Source organism: Ruegeria sp. BHSA191 (genome assembly GCF_059613325.1).
Genome location: NZ_JBXWSH010000021.1, coordinates 55,049 through 69,596 on the forward strand (window position 1 = coordinate 55,049; position 14,548 = coordinate 69,596).

A 14,548-nucleotide genomic window follows, 5' to 3' on the forward strand; every position below is an offset into this window, starting at 1 on the left:
CTGCAAAACGCTGAGAAATTATCAGTGTTTTGGCATGGAGTGCGTGCGTTTTCAACGTCCTGACCTTTGGAACCCGCAGCGTTTCGGCCAAAACAATAACAAAACGTTGACAAATCGCTGACGTTGAGTCAGCTTCTGCGCCAGTACTCAAGCAGGGAGAGCCAAAATGAAACTGATGCAGATTGCCGGTGGCGCGGTGGCCGCGCTGGCCGGGTTGGCCATGCAGGTGCAGGCCGAGACCTGGGACATGCCGACCCCCTATCCGGACGCCACCTTCCACACGGTGAACATCCACGAATTCGCCAAGGACGTCGCCGCGGCCACAGACGGTGCCGTTGAAATCAAGGTCCATTCCGCCGGGTCTCTGTTCAAGCACCCCGAGATCAGCAAGGCCGTACGCAGCGGTCAGGTTCCGATCGGAGAGTTTTTCCTGTCGCTGCTGGCCAATGACAACCCAGCCTTCGGTGCGGACTCGCTTCCGTTCCTGGCCACCAACTATGACGACGCCCAAAAGCTGTGGGCGGCTCAGAAGGACGTGATCAGCGGTCTGCTGGATGAACAGGGCATGATGGTACTGTACGCCGTGCCGTGGCCGCCGCAGGGTCTGTACACCACCAAGGAAATCAACAGCGTGGATGACTTGGCGGGCCTGAAGTTCCGCACCTACAACGCCACGCTGGAAGAATTCGCCAACTTGGCGGGCGCCGCACCCACGCAGGTCGAGGTGCCGGACATTCCGCAGGCCTTCAGCACCGGCCGGGTCGAAGCGATGATCACCTCGCCCTCGACCGGGGTGAACTCTAAGGCGTGGGACTTTTTGACCCACTACACCGACATCCAGGCCTGGATTCCCAAGAACGTGGTCGTGGTGAACAAGCGCGCCTTCCGCCGTCTGGATGACGCGACCCAGGCCGCCGTGTTGGAGGCGGCCGCCGCCGCCGAAGCCCGCGGCTGGGAGATGAGCCAGGCCGAGACCGCCAAGCAGACCGCGGTCCTGCAGGAAAACGGCATCACCGTGGTGCAGCCATCCGAAGAGTTGATGGCCGGCTTGCGCGCGATCGGCGCGCAGATGCTCGAGAACTGGACCGCTGAGGCCGGCGAAGAAGGCGCCGCGTTGCTGCAGGCCTATCAGCAGTAAACGATCCGACCTGGCCGGGTGCCAAACGTCCGGCCGGGTTCGACAACAAGGGGAGGGGATGGCGATGCTGCGGCGCAGTCTTGATTTCATCTATCGTGCAGCCGGCGGATTGGCGGCGCTGTTCATTCTGGCCATCGTCGTGCTGGTCTTTGCGCAGGTCGGGCTGAATCTGGCCGACAAGATCTGGGCCGCGTTGACCGGGCAGGGCGTGGGCCTGACCATCCCCTCCTATGCCGATTTCACCGGGTTCTTTCTGGCCGCATCCAGCTTTCTGGCGCTGGCCTATGCGCTGCGCGCCGGCGGGCATATCCGGGTCACGCTGCTGATCGGACGGATGCCCAAGGGGCCGCGCCGTCTGACCGAGATCTGCGTGGTGACAATTGCCCTGGCCATGAGCGCCTATGCCACCTGGTATCTGGGCCTGCTGGTGCTGGAGTCGCTGGAATATGGCGACCGCAGCCCGGGCATGGTCTCGGTGCCGTTGTGGATCGTGCAGATGCCGGTCCTGCTGGGGCTGGCCATTCTGACTCTTGCCCTGGTCGACGAGCTGGTCGGCCTGCTGGCGGGCCGCGCGCCCAGCTGGGACGGCAAGGGCGAAAACCTTCTGAACGAATAGGGCCAGCAGATGTCGATTGCCACGCTTTCCATTATTCTTCTTGTTCTGCTGTTCGCTTTTCTGGGGGCGGGCCTGTGGGTGGCGTTTTCGCTGCTGGGGGTCGGGATTGCGGCGATGGCGCTGTTTTCCGATGCGCCGCTGGGGCTGGTCATGGCGACCACCTTATGGGGGCACAGCAATTCCTGGGCGTTGGCGGCGCTGCCGCTGTTCATCTGGATGGGCGAGATCCTGTTCCGCTCGCGCCTGTCCGAGGACATGTTCACGGGCTTGTCGCCCTGGATGAACCGGCTGCCGGGGCAGTTGTTGCATGTGAACGTCTTTGCCTGCGGGATCTTTGCGGCGGTGTCCGGGTCGTCCGCGGCCACGGCGGCCACGATCGGAAAGCTGTCGATTCCAGAGCTTTCGCGCCGCGGCTATCCCGAGAAGATGATCATCGGCACGCTGGCCGGGTCGGCTACGCTGGGCCTGCTGATCCCGCCGTCGATCATCCTGATCGTCTATGGCGTGGCAACCGAGCAGTCCATCGCCCGCCTGTTCGTGGCCGGAGTTCTGCCGGGACTGCTTCTCGTGGGGCTGTTCGTGGGTTATGTGGCGATCTGGGCACTGATCAACCGCGCCAACCTACCCACCGAGGACATCCGCGCGAGTTTCGGGGAAAAGCTGCGACGTTCTCGCCGGTTGGTGCCGGTGATCCTGCTGATCGTCGGTGTGATCGGCTCGATCTATGCCGGGATCGCTTCGCCCACCGATGCGGCCGCTGTGGGCGTGGTGCTGGCGCTGCTGCTGTCCTGGCGCGAGGGCACGTTGACCCGCGCCAGCTTTGTCGACGGGCTGATGGGGGCCACGGTGACCTCGTGCATGATCGCCTTCATCCTTGCCGGGGCCTCGTTCCTGACCGTGGCGATGGGCTTTACCGGCATTCCGCGCGTGCTGGCGGAATGGATCGGATCGCTGGGCCTGTCCACCTTCACGCTGCTGGCGGCGCTGACCGTGTTCTTCGTGATCATGGGGTGTTTTCTGGACGGGATCTCGGTTGTGGTGCTGACGGCTTCAGTCATCATGCCGATGGTGATGCAGGCGGGGATCGACCCGCTGTGGTTCGGCATCTTCCTGGTGATCGTGGTCGAGATGTCGCAGATCACCCCGCCCGTCGGCTTCAACCTGTTCGTGCTGCAATCGCTGACCGGGCGCGACATCCTGCGGGTGGCCCATGCGGCGCTACCGTTCTTCTTCCTGATGATCGTGGCGCTGGTGATCATCGTGGTTTTCCCCGGCATCGTGACCTATCTGCCGAACCAGATGTGACGGGGGCGATGCAGGATTTTCCGATCATACGAACCGCCGGGGTGGACGGGTTGTTAATCAGCTTTGCCGCTGCACTCAGCGAACCGGCCAACCGCGCTGCCCTGGCCTTTCGCGCCGCGCTCGAGGCGGAAAGCTGGGCGGGGGTCGAGGAAACCTCGTCCTCGCTGGTGTCGGCCTTCGTCCGGTTCGATCCGCTGCACTTGTCGCATGCCGCGTTGCACCAGCAGGTGCAGGCGCTGCTGGACCAGCGCGACTGGTACGCGGCCGACCTGCCCGGCGGGCGCAGGTTCTGGCGGGTACCCACCGTCTTCGGCACGGATCTGGCGCCGCGGCTGGGGCAGGCGGCGCAGGCGGCGGGCCTGTCCGAGGCCGAGGCGATCCGGTCGCTTTCCGAAGCGCGGGTGCGGGTGCAGACCATCGGCTTTGCCCCGGGTCAGCCTTATCTAGGTGAATTGCCGCCCGCCTGGGACATCCCCCGGCAAAAGGAATTGACCCCGCGCGTGCCCGAGGGCGCTCTGGTGGTGGCGCTGCGGCAGCTTGTGCTGTTCTCTGTCACCACGCCGACCGGATGGCAGCATGTGGGCCAGACCGCCATCCGTCTGTTCCAGCCCGATGTGCCCGAACCTTTCCTTTTGCGCCCCGGGGATGAAGTGCAGTTCACCCCCACCGACCCGGAAACGCTGGCGCGGATGCGCAGCGATCCGCGCGGCGGCGCCACTTGCGAGGCGCTGGCATGAGCGCGCATCTGACCATACTGCGTGTCGGGCCCGGCCTAACGGTGCAGGACCTGGGGCGGCCCGGATATCTGGACATGGGCCTGTCGCGCGGGGGTGCGGTGGACCGGCTTGCATTGGCCGAGGGCGCAGCGTTGCTGGGACAGGCCGACAGTCTTGCCGCCGTGGAAATGGCCGGCATGGGCGGAGAATTTCAGGCCGATCAGGATCTACGCGTCGCCCTGACTGGCGCGCGGATGCGGGCGCAGATCGATGGCGCGACCGCAGTCTGGAACGCCTCGCACCTTCTACCTGCGGGCGCCCGGCTAAGCATCGGGCCCGCCGTCGCCGGCAGCTATGGTTATCTCAGCATCGGCGGCGGGGTGAAGGGCGACCCGCTTTTGGGCGCCTGTTCGGCCCATCTGACGGCGGGGATCGGTGCCCTGCTGAAGGCGGGGGACCGGCTGGCGATCGGCGCGGATTCGGGCGGTGCAACCGGCATGACCTTCGACCCCGAGGACCGGTTCTCGGGCGGAGAAATCCGTATCGTGGCAAGTTTCCAGACCGACCTGTTCGCCCCAGACGTTCTGGAGCGGTTGCAAGCCACCGCGTTCCGTCGGGACGCGCGCGCCAATCGCATGGGCGTGCGGCTGGAAAGCGACGGGCCGGGCTTTCATGTCTCGGGCGGGCGCAGCGTGCTGTCGGAAACCATCGTGCCGGGTGACATCCAGGTCACCGGCGACGGCACGCCCTTCGTGCTGTTGGCCGAGTGCCAGACCACCGGCGGCTATCCCCGCATCGGCACCGTTCTGCCCTGCGACCTGCCCAAGGTGGCGCAGGCCCCGGCCGGGGCCGATCTGCGGTTCCGCTTCGTGTCGCTGGACGAAGCGGTGGCCGCCGAGCGGGCCGCCGCCCAGGTCAGGGTCGCGCTACCTCGGGCGCTGCGCCCGCTGATCCGCGATCCGCGCAGCATGTCCGACCTGCTATCCTATCAACTGATCAGCGGCGCCATCGCCCGCGAAGAGGACGTTTTGTAGATAAGGAGCCTATGCCATGGCACATCAAGTCGATCTGAACGCCGATATGGGCGAAAGCTTTGGCCCTTGGAAAATGGGCGATGACGGGGCGCTGTTGAAGATCGTGACTTCGGCCAACGTGGCCTGCGGGTTTCATGCGGGCGACTGGGACGTGATGGCCGCGACGATGGCGCAGGCGGTGGAGAACGGCGTGGGCATCGGCGCGCATCCCGGGTTTGCCGATCTGCACGGCTTCGGGCGTCAGCGGATGCACTATCCCCTGCCGTCGCTGCAGAACCTGATCCGCTATCAGGTCGGCGCGGCGCAGGCGATGGCGCGTGCGGCCGGCGGGCAGGTGCGTCATCTGAAGTTGCACGGCGCGCTGGCCAACATGGCGTCCGAAGATCAGGCGATGGCGCGGGCCTGTTACGAGGCGGCGCTGTCGGTGGCTCCGGATCTGATCATCATGGTTCTGGCCGGAACCGCCCAGCAACGCGCCGCGCGCGACCTGGGCTGCACCGTAGCCTGCGAGATCTTTGCCGATCGTGCCTACAACGATGATGCCACGCTGGTCGACCGCAGCCTGCCCGGCGCGGTGATCCATGACCCCGACCGTGCCGCCGCGCGCATGGTCGAGATGGTCAAGGCCGGGGCAATCATCACTGAAAGCGGCAAGCATATTCCCACCCGCATCGACACGATCTGCCTGCACGGAGACACGCCGACGGCCGTGAAGATCGCAGCCCAGGTGCGCCAGGCCCTGCAGAAGAGCGGTGTGGAGCTCAGGCAATTCGCCGGCGGTCCGGCCTGACCCTAGAAGGCCGAGCTGTGCGCCGCTGCTCAATGCGTGCCGCGCTCGATCACGACCGGATCGATGTCGATGCGGTCCGGGGCCTTCTTCGGCTCGGCCTGGCGCAGATCCAGAAGGTGGATGATCGCATCGACAGCTTCGTCGATTGGGTTGCGCACCGTCGTCAGGTCGAAGATCGGCCAACCGGCCATGTCGATATCGTCGAATCCCGTGACGGCAAGGTCGCCGGGCACGTCCAGCGACAATGCCTGCGCCGCCGCCAGCGCGCCGATCGCCATTGCGTCATTGGCACAGATCAACGCATCGATGCGGTGCTGGTTCAGAAGCTCAACCGCAGCCGAGTGCCCGCCCTGCACCGTATAGTCGCCCCCGGCTTCGGCCACCAGCAGCAGCCCGGCCTTGGTCAGAGCCTGCAACACCCCGGCGCGCCGCCGTGAAGACGAGTAGAACTCGCTCGGACCATTGAGAAATCCGAACCTTCGATAGCCACGCTGAATCAGCAACTCGGTCAACCGGCGCAGGCCATCGGCATTACGGCAGCACACGGTGTCGATACCCGGCCCCTCGACCGGTCGTCCCGACGAAATCGTGGACACGTTAAACCGTGCACAGCGTTCGACGATCTGCTGCGACATGCTGCCTCCGCGCAGGATCAGCGCATCCAGGGGAAACCGCAGAAGGTCGTCCAAGGCGGCTTCGGGTTGGCCGTTCGCCTGATCGACCAAGATCGGCCATTTCCGCATGCCGATCAACCGCCGCGTCAGTTGTCCGACGAAGGCGGCGTCGTAGGGGCTGCGCATGTCGCCGACAAAGACCGCGACCAGGTTCGACTGGCCGCCCTTCAGCCCCGCCGCCAAGGCGTTGGGTTGATACCCGGTTTCGGCGGCGATCTGCAGGATGCGCCTGCGTTTCTCCGAATCAACATAGGCGCCTGGCGTGAAGGCGCGCGACACCGCCGAACGCGAAACCCCGGCCAGATCGGCAACTGTCTTGGCGGTGACCCGACGGGGGCGCGAGGGTGGTTTTTTCGATGTGTCGGTCATGTCTGATCGGCACCAGATGCGAGGTGCAGGAATTTGTTGAATTGAATCGATTCTTTCACCAAAATGTCATGCTTAGAAGTTAGTGAACACGTGTGCACATTGGCCAGAAAAAAATTTTGAACAATGTTCACGCGTTCTCGGGGCCTTGCGCCCGCACAGCTTCATGGGCTTTGCCCGCCCGAAAGGGCCAAACACGAACCGGAGGATTCACATGCAGAAATTCAAGTTGGGCGCGTCGGCCGCAGCGATCGCGATGGTGGCCAGCGCCGCCATGGCCGAGGTTGAAATCACATGGTGGCACGCCATGGGCGGCGCACTGGGCGATACCGTCAACCAGATTGCCGAGGACTTCAACGCTTCGCAGGACGACTACAAGATCACTCCGGTCTTCAAGGGCACCTACGAGGAAACCCTGACCGCAGGCATCGCCGCCTTCCGCGCGGGTGAACAGCCCAACATCCTGCAGGTATTCGACGCCGGCGCCGCCACCGTGATCGGTGCCAAGGGTGCAACCGTTCCGGTTCAGGACCTGTTGGAACAGAACGGCGTTGCGTTCGACATCGAAGACTATATCTCGGGCGTGCGCTATTTTTATGCCGACAGCGACGGCAAGATGATCGGCATGCCGTTCAACTCGTCCTCGCCCATCATGTATTACAACGTGGATGCGTTGGAAAAAGCTGGCGTGACCCCGCCGAAAACCTGGGAAGAGTTCCAGACCGTCACCGCGCCCGCGCTGAAAGAGGCCGGTTATATCGGTCTGTCGCAATCGCACCTGCCGTGGATCTTCACCGAGAACTTCCATTCGCGTCACGACCTGCCGTTCGCCACCAACGACAACGGCTATGAAGGCGCTGACGGCACCAATATTCTTGTCAACAACGACGCGATCAAGGCACATTTCAGCGCCGTCAAAGACTGGAAAGACAACGGGTTCTTCGAATGGTACGGCACCGGCTGGAGCGACAACCAGACCCCGTTTGAAGAAGGCAAGGTTGCCATTTGGCTGGGGTCGTCCGGTTCGTTCGGCGGCCTGTCCAAGAAGGACCTGCCGTTCGAGTTTTCAGCCACCTTCCTGCCCTATTGGGAAGCCGTGACGAAAGAGCCCAAGCAGACCTTCATCGGTGGCGCGGCCCTGTTCGCGATGGCCGGCAAGAGCGAAGAGGAAAACAAGGCTACGGCCGCGTTCTTCGAGTTCCTGACCAAGCCGGAAACCCAGTACATGTGGCACCGCGAGACCGGTTACGTTCCGATCACCACCGCCGCCTATGAAATGGCCAAGGCCGATGGCCACTATGACCGCGCCCCCGCGGCCGAGGTTGGCATCAAGCAGCTGTCGTTGCCGGCCGGTGAGCATACCAAGGGTTACCGTATGGGTTTCTACGTCCAGATCCGCGACGTGATGAACCGTGAATACGGCCGCATCCTGACCGGCGAGACCTCGGTCGAGGACGCGTTCAACAACATCGAAACCGAAGCCAACGCCCTGTTGGATCGGTTCGCGAAAACCCAGAACTGACCCACTGACGCAAAACGGGCGGCCGCAGGTCCTGCGGCCGCCCTCCGTTATACGGAGAATTCATGAAACGCGCTGGTTTTACCGCCCGCTGGCTGCCGATCCTGCTGCTGATGCCGCAGCTTGTTATCATTTCGGTCTTTTTCTATTGGCCCGCCGCGCATGCGGTTCAGTCGTCATTCTTCCTGCAGGATCCGTTCGGATTCGGATCGACCTTTGTCGGGCTGGACAATTACAGGGACCTTGCAGGCAACGGCGAATACCTCAGCATCGCTTGGTTCACGGTGATCTTCACCGTTCTGGTCACCTTTCTGTCGCTGTCCATCGCGCTGTTGCTGGCGGTCAAGGCCGACAACGTTCTGCGCGGGGCCAAGACCTATCGCACGCTGTTGATGTGGGTCTATGCCGTGGCGCCGCCGGTGGCGGGCTTCATCGGTCTGATCATGTTCCACCAAAGCTGGGGACCGTTGACCGAACTGGCGCGTTCGATCGGATGGGATTTCAAACTGGGCGTCAATTTCAATGACACCGCCACCGCGATGGTGATCGTGTCGGTCTGGAAGCAGGTGCCGGTGAATTTCATCTTTTTCCTGTCCGGGCTGCAATCGATCCCAAAATCGGTGCGCGAGGCGGCGTTGATCGACAACCGCTCGGCCTCTGGACGGTTCTGGGACGTGACCTTCCCGCTGCTGGCGCCGACCGGGTTCTTCCTGCTGATCACGAACATCACCTATTCGCTGTTCGACACGTTCGGCGTGATCGACACCATGGTCAAGGGCGAGCCGGGGAACAACCCGATGACGCTGGTCTACAAGGTCTATGTGGACGGCTTCCGCGGCAATGACCTGGGCGGCAGCTCGGCGCAGTCGGTGGTTCTGATGGTACTGGTCCTGGCGCTGACGGTGTTCCAGTTCCGGCTTGTCGAACGCCGCATTCACTATACCTGAGGAGAGCAGACGATGACCGAAGCAAATGCAGGTGTGATCGACTACGCCGCCTCGCAAACGCCGCCACGCAAGCGCCGCATCCGGTGGGGCGCCATCGGCGATCACGCGGTTCTGATCGTGGGCTCGCTGTTCATGATGCTGCCGCTGCTGATGGTCCTGCAAATGACCACCGTTCCGGATGTCGAGGTGATCAAGACCGGCCCCAGCCTGACGATCGGCGATCAGCTGCCCGAAAATTTCGACAAGGCGATGTTCCAGGCCTCGGGCTTCTCAGGGCAGAATACCGGCCTGAACATGCTCAAGAACTCGTTCATCCTGGGCATCGGCTTTGCCCTGGGCAAGATCCTCATCGGGATGATGGCCGCCTATGCGATCGTCTATTTCCGGATGCGGTTTGCCACGCTGGCCTTCTGGGTGATCTTCACCACGCTGCTGTTGCCGCTCGAAGTGCGCATTCTGCCCTCGTACGAGGTGGTGCAGAAGCTGGGGATGCTTAACACCTATCAGGGCCTTATCATTCCGCTGATCGCCTCGGCCACGGCCACGTTCTTTTTCCGGCAATTCTTCCGCTCGGTCCCCGAAGAACTGGTCGAGGCTGCGCGCATCGACGGCGCCGGTCCTGTGAAATTCTTCATCGACATCCTGGTGCCGCTGTCGCGTACGATGATCGCGGCGATGTTCATCATCATGTTTGTCTATGGCTGGAACCAGTATCTGTGGCCCACCATGATCACCACCGAAGAGGACATGTTCACCCTGGTGCGCGGGATCAAGCAGATCACGCAGGTGCTGGAGGGCAACCGCATTCCCGAATACGGCCGGGCCAACCTGCTGGCGATCATCGCCATCATCCCCCCGGTCATGGTCGTCATCTTCTTCCAAAGCTGGTTCGTCAAGGGCCTGACGGAATCCGACAAGTAAGGCAGGAAAGCAAATGGCTCAGGTATCCCTGAAGAACATCCGAAAAATCTATCCCAACGGCGCCGAGGCGCTGACCCCGTCCAGTTTCGATATCGGTGATGGCGAGTTCGTGGTTCTTGTCGGCCCGTCCGGCTGCGGCAAGTCCACCCTGCTGCGCATGGTGGCCGGGCTGGAAGAGATCACCGAAGGCGAACTGACGATCAATGGCCGCGTCATGAATGACGTCGATCCGGCCGATCGCGACATCGCCATGGTGTTCCAGAACTATGCTCTGTACCCGCACATGACGGTACGCAAGAACATCGCCTATGGTCTGAAAAACCGCAAAACGCCCAAGGACGTGATCGAGCGGAAGGTGGCCGAGGCCGCCGCCATGCTGAACCTGGACGAGTATCTCGACCGCAAGCCCTCTCAGCTGTCGGGCGGTCAGCGCCAGCGGGTCGCCATGGGCCGGGCCATCGTCCGCGACCCGGCGCTGTTCCTGTTCGACGAGCCGCTGTCGAACCTGGACGCCAAGCTGCGCAACCAGATGCGGATCGAGATCAAGGCGCTGCAGCGGCGTCTGGGCGTGACCTCGATCTATGTGACCCATGACCAGGTCGAGGCGATGACCATGGCTGATCGGATCATCGTGATGAACGCGGGCCGGATCGAACAGATCGGTACCCCGTCCGAGATCTACCACCGCCCGGCCTCGACCTTCGTGGCCAGCTTCATGGGCGCGCCGCCGATGAACCTGATCCAGGCCCGGCTGGACGGTGGCAATGTCATGATCAACGGTGAGACGGTGCTGGGCGCGGCCGAAGGGTCTGGCCCGGTCACTCTGGGCATCCGCCCCGAGGACGTGATGTTGGGCGCCGGAGGCTCGATTTCCTTCCATGTCGACATCATCGAGGAGCTGGGCGCGCATCGGCTGCTGCACGGGCGGCTGGCTGATCAGGAGTTCACCATCCATGTCGGCAAGGATGTCGAGGCCGCGCCGGGCGAGACCCGGATCGCGCTGAAGTCCGACGCCATCACTCTGTTCCACCCGGAAACCGGAAAAGCCCTGTGATCACCAAGACCGTCGCGGCCTTGCCGCCTGTTTCCGAAGCCGCGCGCGCGCGCATTCTGTCCGCGCCGCGCACCGCCGAAGCGCATCGTGCCCTGATGGCGGAAACGCCGGCCATGAACGCGCTGCAACTGGGCGGGCGGGCGTCGCGTGACGTGCTTGACCCGACGCTGACGGTTGCGGCCTGGAACGTCGAGCGTTGCCTTTTTCCGGCTGAGACGGCTGCGCATCTGGCGCCGGTCGCACCGGATATCGTTCTGCTGTCCGAGGTCGATCACGGCATGGCCCGCACCGCACAGCGCCACACGACCGAGGAGATGGCCGCCCATCTGAACATGGCCTATGTCTTTGGCGTCGAGTTCCACGAGTTGGGTATGGGTGGTCCGACCGAACGCGCATTTTGCAGCGACGATTTCAACACGCTGGGTTGGCACGGCAATGCGATCCTGTCGGCGGTGCCGTTCAGCCGGACCTCGCTGCTTCGGCTGGACGATCACGGCCACTGGTTCGCCGCCGACAGCGGCGCGGCCGACCCCGATCAGCCGCGACTGGGCGGGCGCATGGCGATCTTGGCCGAAGTTCCGACAAAGGCCGGGCCGCTCTGCGTGGTGTCGACGCATCTGGAAAGCAACGCCGCCTCGGACCACCGGCACGCGCAGTTCGAAAAACTGCTGGATGCCGTCGAGGCGTTTGCGCCGGACATGCCGGTGCTGATCGGGGGAGACCTGAACACCGGCAACCACCTGCCGCCCGATTTCGACTGGCGCCGGGAAACGCTGTTTTCCCTGGCCGAGCGCCGCGGATACAGCTGGGCGTTCACTGCCGAAGGTCACACCACGCGCCCCAGCCTGATCACGCCGCACCCGGACCGGGTGATGAAGCTGGACTGGTTCGCGGGCAGGGGGTTGACATGCCCGGACCGAGGGCTGCTGCCCTCGCTGACGGCCGAGGGCAAGCCGCTGTCGGATCATGATTGCGTGTGGTGCCGGGTCGAGCTCTGACCCGCCCCATCGGCCCAGAGTTCCACAGCCGCGCGGGGCATAACGCTTGGTGATGCGGCATATTTTCCGTTGGCAGGTTGTGGCCAACGGGACGGAATCCCCATATGAAGCGGCACAGGAACTCACCAGGCGGAAATCAGACCAAGTGTTCGACCATCCCGCGCAGCGCGCGCATCTAGCCGAGAAATACGACCTGACCCCCTCGCCCGAGTTGGCCGCCAGCATGAGCGACATTTACGACCGTATGTCGCGCGTCGTCTCGCCGGCGGACTGGGCGATCTACGCGCCCTATGTCAAGGCGATCAACGGTCTGAAGGCCGAGCGCAACGCGGTGATACTGGGCCACAACTACATGACGCCCGAGATCTATCATGGGATTTCGGATTTCGTCGGTGACAGCCTGCAGCTGGCCATCAAGGCGACCGAGGTCGAGGCCGACGTGATCGTGCAATGCGGCGTGCATTTCATGGCGGAGACCTCGAAGATTCTCAGCCCCGAAAAGACTGTTCTGATGCCCGACATGGAGGCCGGCTGTTCGCTGGCCGAGTCGATCACCGCCGAGGGCATCGCCGAGATTCGCCGCCGCTATCCCGGTGCGCCGGTCGTGTCCTATGTGAACACCACGGCCGAGGTGAAGGCGGCATCCGACATCTGCTGCACCTCCTCGAACGCGGCGCAGATCGTGGCAGCGATGGACAGCGACACGGTCATCATGACCCCCGACCAGTACCTGGCGCAGAACGTGGCCCGCGACGTGCCGCAGAAGAACGTGGTCTGGTGGGAAGGCTCGTGCATCGTACACGAACAATACACGGCGCAGGACCTGCGCGAGTTCCGCGAATGGAACCCGGGCACCCGCCTGATCGCGCATCCCGAATGCCCACCCGACGTGGTGGCCGAGGCCGATTTCTCGGGTTCGACCAGCGGCATCATCAAATACGTCACCGACGAACAGCCCGAAAAGGCGATGCTGATCACCGAGTGTTCGATGGCGTCGAACATCGCGGGCGCGCTGCCACAGGTCGATTTCGTCGGGCCCTGCAACATGTGCCCCTACATGAAGAAGATCACGCTGGAAAAGGTGCTGTATGCGCTCGATACCATGACCGGACAGGTTGAGGTTGACCCCGAAGTGGCGGAAAAAGCGCGCCTTTCGGTTCAGCGGATGATCGATCTGTCGCGCAAGCTGGGAATTTGACCGGGGCGATGCAGACGGTCTCGACCCCTCGGGTGGTCATTATCGGCGGCGGTCTGGCAGCGGTCTATACCGCGCTCAAGCTCGACCCGCACCCAGTGGTGATGATCTCGCCCGAGCCGCTGGGCTCGGGTGCCAGCTCGGCTTGGGCGCAGGGCGGGGTGGCGGCGGCGATGGACCCGTCCGACAGCCCCGAAGCCCATGCCCGCGACACGATGCGCGCCGGCGCAGGGTCGGTCTTGCAGGAGGTGGCCGAGTTCGTCACCCGCGCGGCGCGGGATCATATTCTGGACCTGTCCGATCTGGGCACCGGGTTCGACCGGGACGCCGATGGCGGGTTCATCCAATCGCAGGAAGCGGCCCATTCGGTGGCCCGCGTGGTGCGCGTCAAGGGCGACCAGGCCGGTGCCGAGATCATGCGCGCCCTGATCGCCGAGCTGCGGCGGCGTGCTTCGGTCCAGGTGATCGAAGGGGCGCTGGCGGTGGGGCTGGAAAGCGACGGGGCCAAGGTCTCGGGCGTATATCTGGCGCCGACCGATGCGCCGGGGGCCGAACCGGTGCTTCTGCGCGGGGCTGCGCATGTACTGGCCACGGGCGGGTCGGCGGGGCTCTATGCCCGCACCACCAACCCGGCGCGGATCCGCGGGCAGGGGATCGGTATGGCCGCACGGGCCGGGGGCCGGATCGCCGATGCTGAGTTCATTCAGTTTCACCCCACCGCGATCGACGTGGGCGAGGACCCGATGCCTCTGGCCACCGAGGCTTTGCGTGGCGAGGGCGCTATACTGATCAACCGCCACGGCGAAAGGTTCATGCAAGGCATCCACCCGGATGCCGAGCTGGCCCCGCGTGATGTCGTGGCGCGCGCCGTCTATCTGGAAACCAAGGCCGGCAACCGCCCCGCGCTGGATACGCGCGCAGCGATCGGCGCGGCGATCCGCAGTCAGTTTCCGGCGGTGACCGAGGCCTGCTTGCGCAACGGTGTCGACCCCGTGACCCAACCGATCCCGGTGGCGGCGGCGGCGCATTACCACATGGGCGGCGTGGCCACCGACCTGAATGGCCGCAGCTCTCTGGCCGGGCTCTGGGCCTGTGGCGAAGCGGCGTCAACCGGGTTGCACGGGGCGAATCGGCTGGCGTCGAACGGTCTGCTTGAGGCGTTGGTCTTTGCCCGCGCCTGCGCCCGTGACATTGCCGGCACCCTGACGATGGCCGACGCGCCCGAGGTGCGGCTGCGCCTGCCATCGGGCGGTACCGAGCCCGACCCGCAGGCAG

At 64.0% G+C, this 14,548-nt stretch carries 14 protein-coding genes; 13 read left to right on the forward strand and 1 reads right to left on the reverse strand.

Annotated features, from left to right (window positions below; all coding sequences use genetic code 11):
• Positions 1-166 precede the first annotated feature (166 nt).
• The 6 genes from AC2FNS_RS16750 to AC2FNS_RS16775 all read left to right on the forward strand — a co-directional run bounded on the left by AC2FNS_RS16750 (position 167) and on the right by AC2FNS_RS16775 (position 5,599).
• Positions 167-1,138, forward strand: a complete 972-nt coding sequence (locus tag AC2FNS_RS16750; protein WP_496711894.1) for a TRAP transporter substrate-binding protein — start codon at positions 167-169, stop codon at positions 1,136-1,138.
• A 64-nt stretch (positions 1,139-1,202) separates the two neighbouring features.
• Positions 1,203-1,754, forward strand: coding sequence for a TRAP transporter small permease (locus AC2FNS_RS16755; protein WP_496711895.1), 552 nt, complete (start codon positions 1,203-1,205; stop codon positions 1,752-1,754).
• A gap of 9 nt (positions 1,755-1,763) precedes the next feature.
• Positions 1,764-3,059, forward strand: coding sequence for a TRAP transporter large permease (locus AC2FNS_RS16760; protein WP_496711896.1), 1,296 nt, complete (start codon positions 1,764-1,766; stop codon positions 3,057-3,059).
• Positions 3,060-3,067: 8 nt separating this feature from the next.
• Positions 3,068-3,796, forward strand: a complete 729-nt coding sequence (locus AC2FNS_RS16765) for a 5-oxoprolinase subunit B family protein (RefSeq protein WP_496684453.1) — start codon at positions 3,068-3,070, stop codon at positions 3,794-3,796.
• A complete protein-coding gene (locus tag AC2FNS_RS16770; RefSeq protein WP_496711897.1) occupies positions 3,793-4,809 on the forward strand; it encodes a 5-oxoprolinase subunit C family protein in 1,017 nt (338 codons plus the stop codon). Before AC2FNS_RS16765 ends, AC2FNS_RS16770 begins: the two co-directional genes overlap by 4 nt.
• Positions 4,810-4,825: 16 nt before the next feature.
• A complete protein-coding gene (locus AC2FNS_RS16775) occupies positions 4,826-5,599 on the forward strand; it encodes a LamB/YcsF family protein (RefSeq protein ID WP_496711898.1) in 774 nt (257 codons plus the stop codon).
• A 29-nt stretch (positions 5,600-5,628) separates the two neighbouring features.
• On the opposite strand, the gene AC2FNS_RS16780 is transcribed toward AC2FNS_RS16775, so the two are convergent.
• Positions 5,629-6,642 (reverse strand): LacI family DNA-binding transcriptional regulator, encoded by a 1,014-nt coding sequence (locus AC2FNS_RS16780; RefSeq protein ID WP_496685157.1) that lies wholly within the window; start codon positions 6,640-6,642, stop codon positions 5,629-5,631.
• A 211-nt stretch (positions 6,643-6,853) separates the two neighbouring features.
• On the opposite strand from AC2FNS_RS16780, the gene AC2FNS_RS16785 reads away from it, so the two are divergent.
• From AC2FNS_RS16785 to AC2FNS_RS16815, 7 genes are all read left to right on the forward strand, one after another.
• Positions 6,854-8,161, forward strand: coding sequence for an extracellular solute-binding protein (locus tag AC2FNS_RS16785; RefSeq protein ID WP_496684442.1), 1,308 nt, complete (start codon positions 6,854-6,856; stop codon positions 8,159-8,161).
• A 62-nt stretch (positions 8,162-8,223) separates the two neighbouring features.
• Positions 8,224-9,105: an ABC transporter permease subunit gene (locus tag AC2FNS_RS16790; protein ID WP_496684445.1), complete on the forward strand. Its 882-nt coding sequence runs from the start codon at positions 8,224-8,226 to the stop codon at positions 9,103-9,105.
• 12 nt (positions 9,106-9,117) lie between these two features.
• On the forward strand, positions 9,118-10,026 hold the full coding sequence (locus AC2FNS_RS16795) for an ABC transporter permease subunit (protein WP_496684448.1): 909 nt from the start codon (positions 9,118-9,120) through the stop codon (positions 10,024-10,026).
• Between the two features lie 13 nt (positions 10,027-10,039).
• On the forward strand, positions 10,040-11,080 hold the full coding sequence (locus AC2FNS_RS16800) for an ABC transporter ATP-binding protein (RefSeq protein ID WP_496685155.1): 1,041 nt from the start codon (positions 10,040-10,042) through the stop codon (positions 11,078-11,080).
• Positions 11,080-12,078 carry an endonuclease/exonuclease/phosphatase family protein gene (locus AC2FNS_RS16805; protein WP_496684170.1) on the forward strand — a complete coding sequence of 333 codons (999 nt, stop codon included), beginning with the start codon at positions 11,080-11,082 and terminating at the stop codon, positions 12,076-12,078. The genes AC2FNS_RS16800 and AC2FNS_RS16805 overlap by 1 nt, the downstream gene beginning before the upstream one ends.
• A gap of 145 nt (positions 12,079-12,223) precedes the next feature.
• Positions 12,224-13,276, forward strand: coding sequence for a quinolinate synthase NadA (gene nadA / locus AC2FNS_RS16810; RefSeq protein WP_496711899.1), 1,053 nt, complete (start codon positions 12,224-12,226; stop codon positions 13,274-13,276).
• Between the two features lie 8 nt (positions 13,277-13,284).
• Positions 13,285-14,548, forward strand: a 1,264-nt coding sequence (locus AC2FNS_RS16815) for an L-aspartate oxidase (protein ID WP_496803918.1), incomplete at its 3' end; no start/stop codon positions are given.

Excerpts from the sequence above, each read along its gene's own strand:
- AC2FNS_RS16785 (WP_496684442.1), top strand. The coding sequence starts at position 6,854 with ATGCAGAAATTCAAGTTGGGCGCGTCGGCCGCAGCGATCGCGATGGTG.
- AC2FNS_RS16800 (WP_496685155.1), top strand. The coding sequence starts at position 10,040 with ATGGCTCAGGTATCCCTGAAGAACATCCGAAAAATCTATCCCAACGGC.
- AC2FNS_RS16780 (WP_496685157.1), bottom strand. The coding sequence starts at position 6,642 with ATGACCGACACATCGAAAAAACCACCCTCGCGCCCCCGTCGGGTCACC.
- AC2FNS_RS16755 (WP_496711895.1), top strand. The coding sequence starts at position 1,203 with ATGCTGCGGCGCAGTCTTGATTTCATCTATCGTGCAGCCGGCGGATTG.
- AC2FNS_RS16765 (WP_496684453.1), top strand. The coding sequence starts at position 3,068 with ATGCAGGATTTTCCGATCATACGAACCGCCGGGGTGGACGGGTTGTTA.
- AC2FNS_RS16760 (WP_496711896.1), top strand. The coding sequence starts at position 1,764 with ATGTCGATTGCCACGCTTTCCATTATTCTTCTTGTTCTGCTGTTCGCT.
- AC2FNS_RS16770 (WP_496711897.1), top strand. The coding sequence starts at position 3,793 with ATGAGCGCGCATCTGACCATACTGCGTGTCGGGCCCGGCCTAACGGTG.
- AC2FNS_RS16775 (WP_496711898.1), top strand. The coding sequence starts at position 4,826 with ATGGCACATCAAGTCGATCTGAACGCCGATATGGGCGAAAGCTTTGGC.
- AC2FNS_RS16790 (WP_496684445.1), top strand. The coding sequence starts at position 8,224 with ATGAAACGCGCTGGTTTTACCGCCCGCTGGCTGCCGATCCTGCTGCTG.
- AC2FNS_RS16795 (WP_496684448.1), top strand. The coding sequence starts at position 9,118 with ATGACCGAAGCAAATGCAGGTGTGATCGACTACGCCGCCTCGCAAACG.
- AC2FNS_RS16750 (WP_496711894.1), top strand. The coding sequence starts at position 167 with ATGAAACTGATGCAGATTGCCGGTGGCGCGGTGGCCGCGCTGGCCGGG.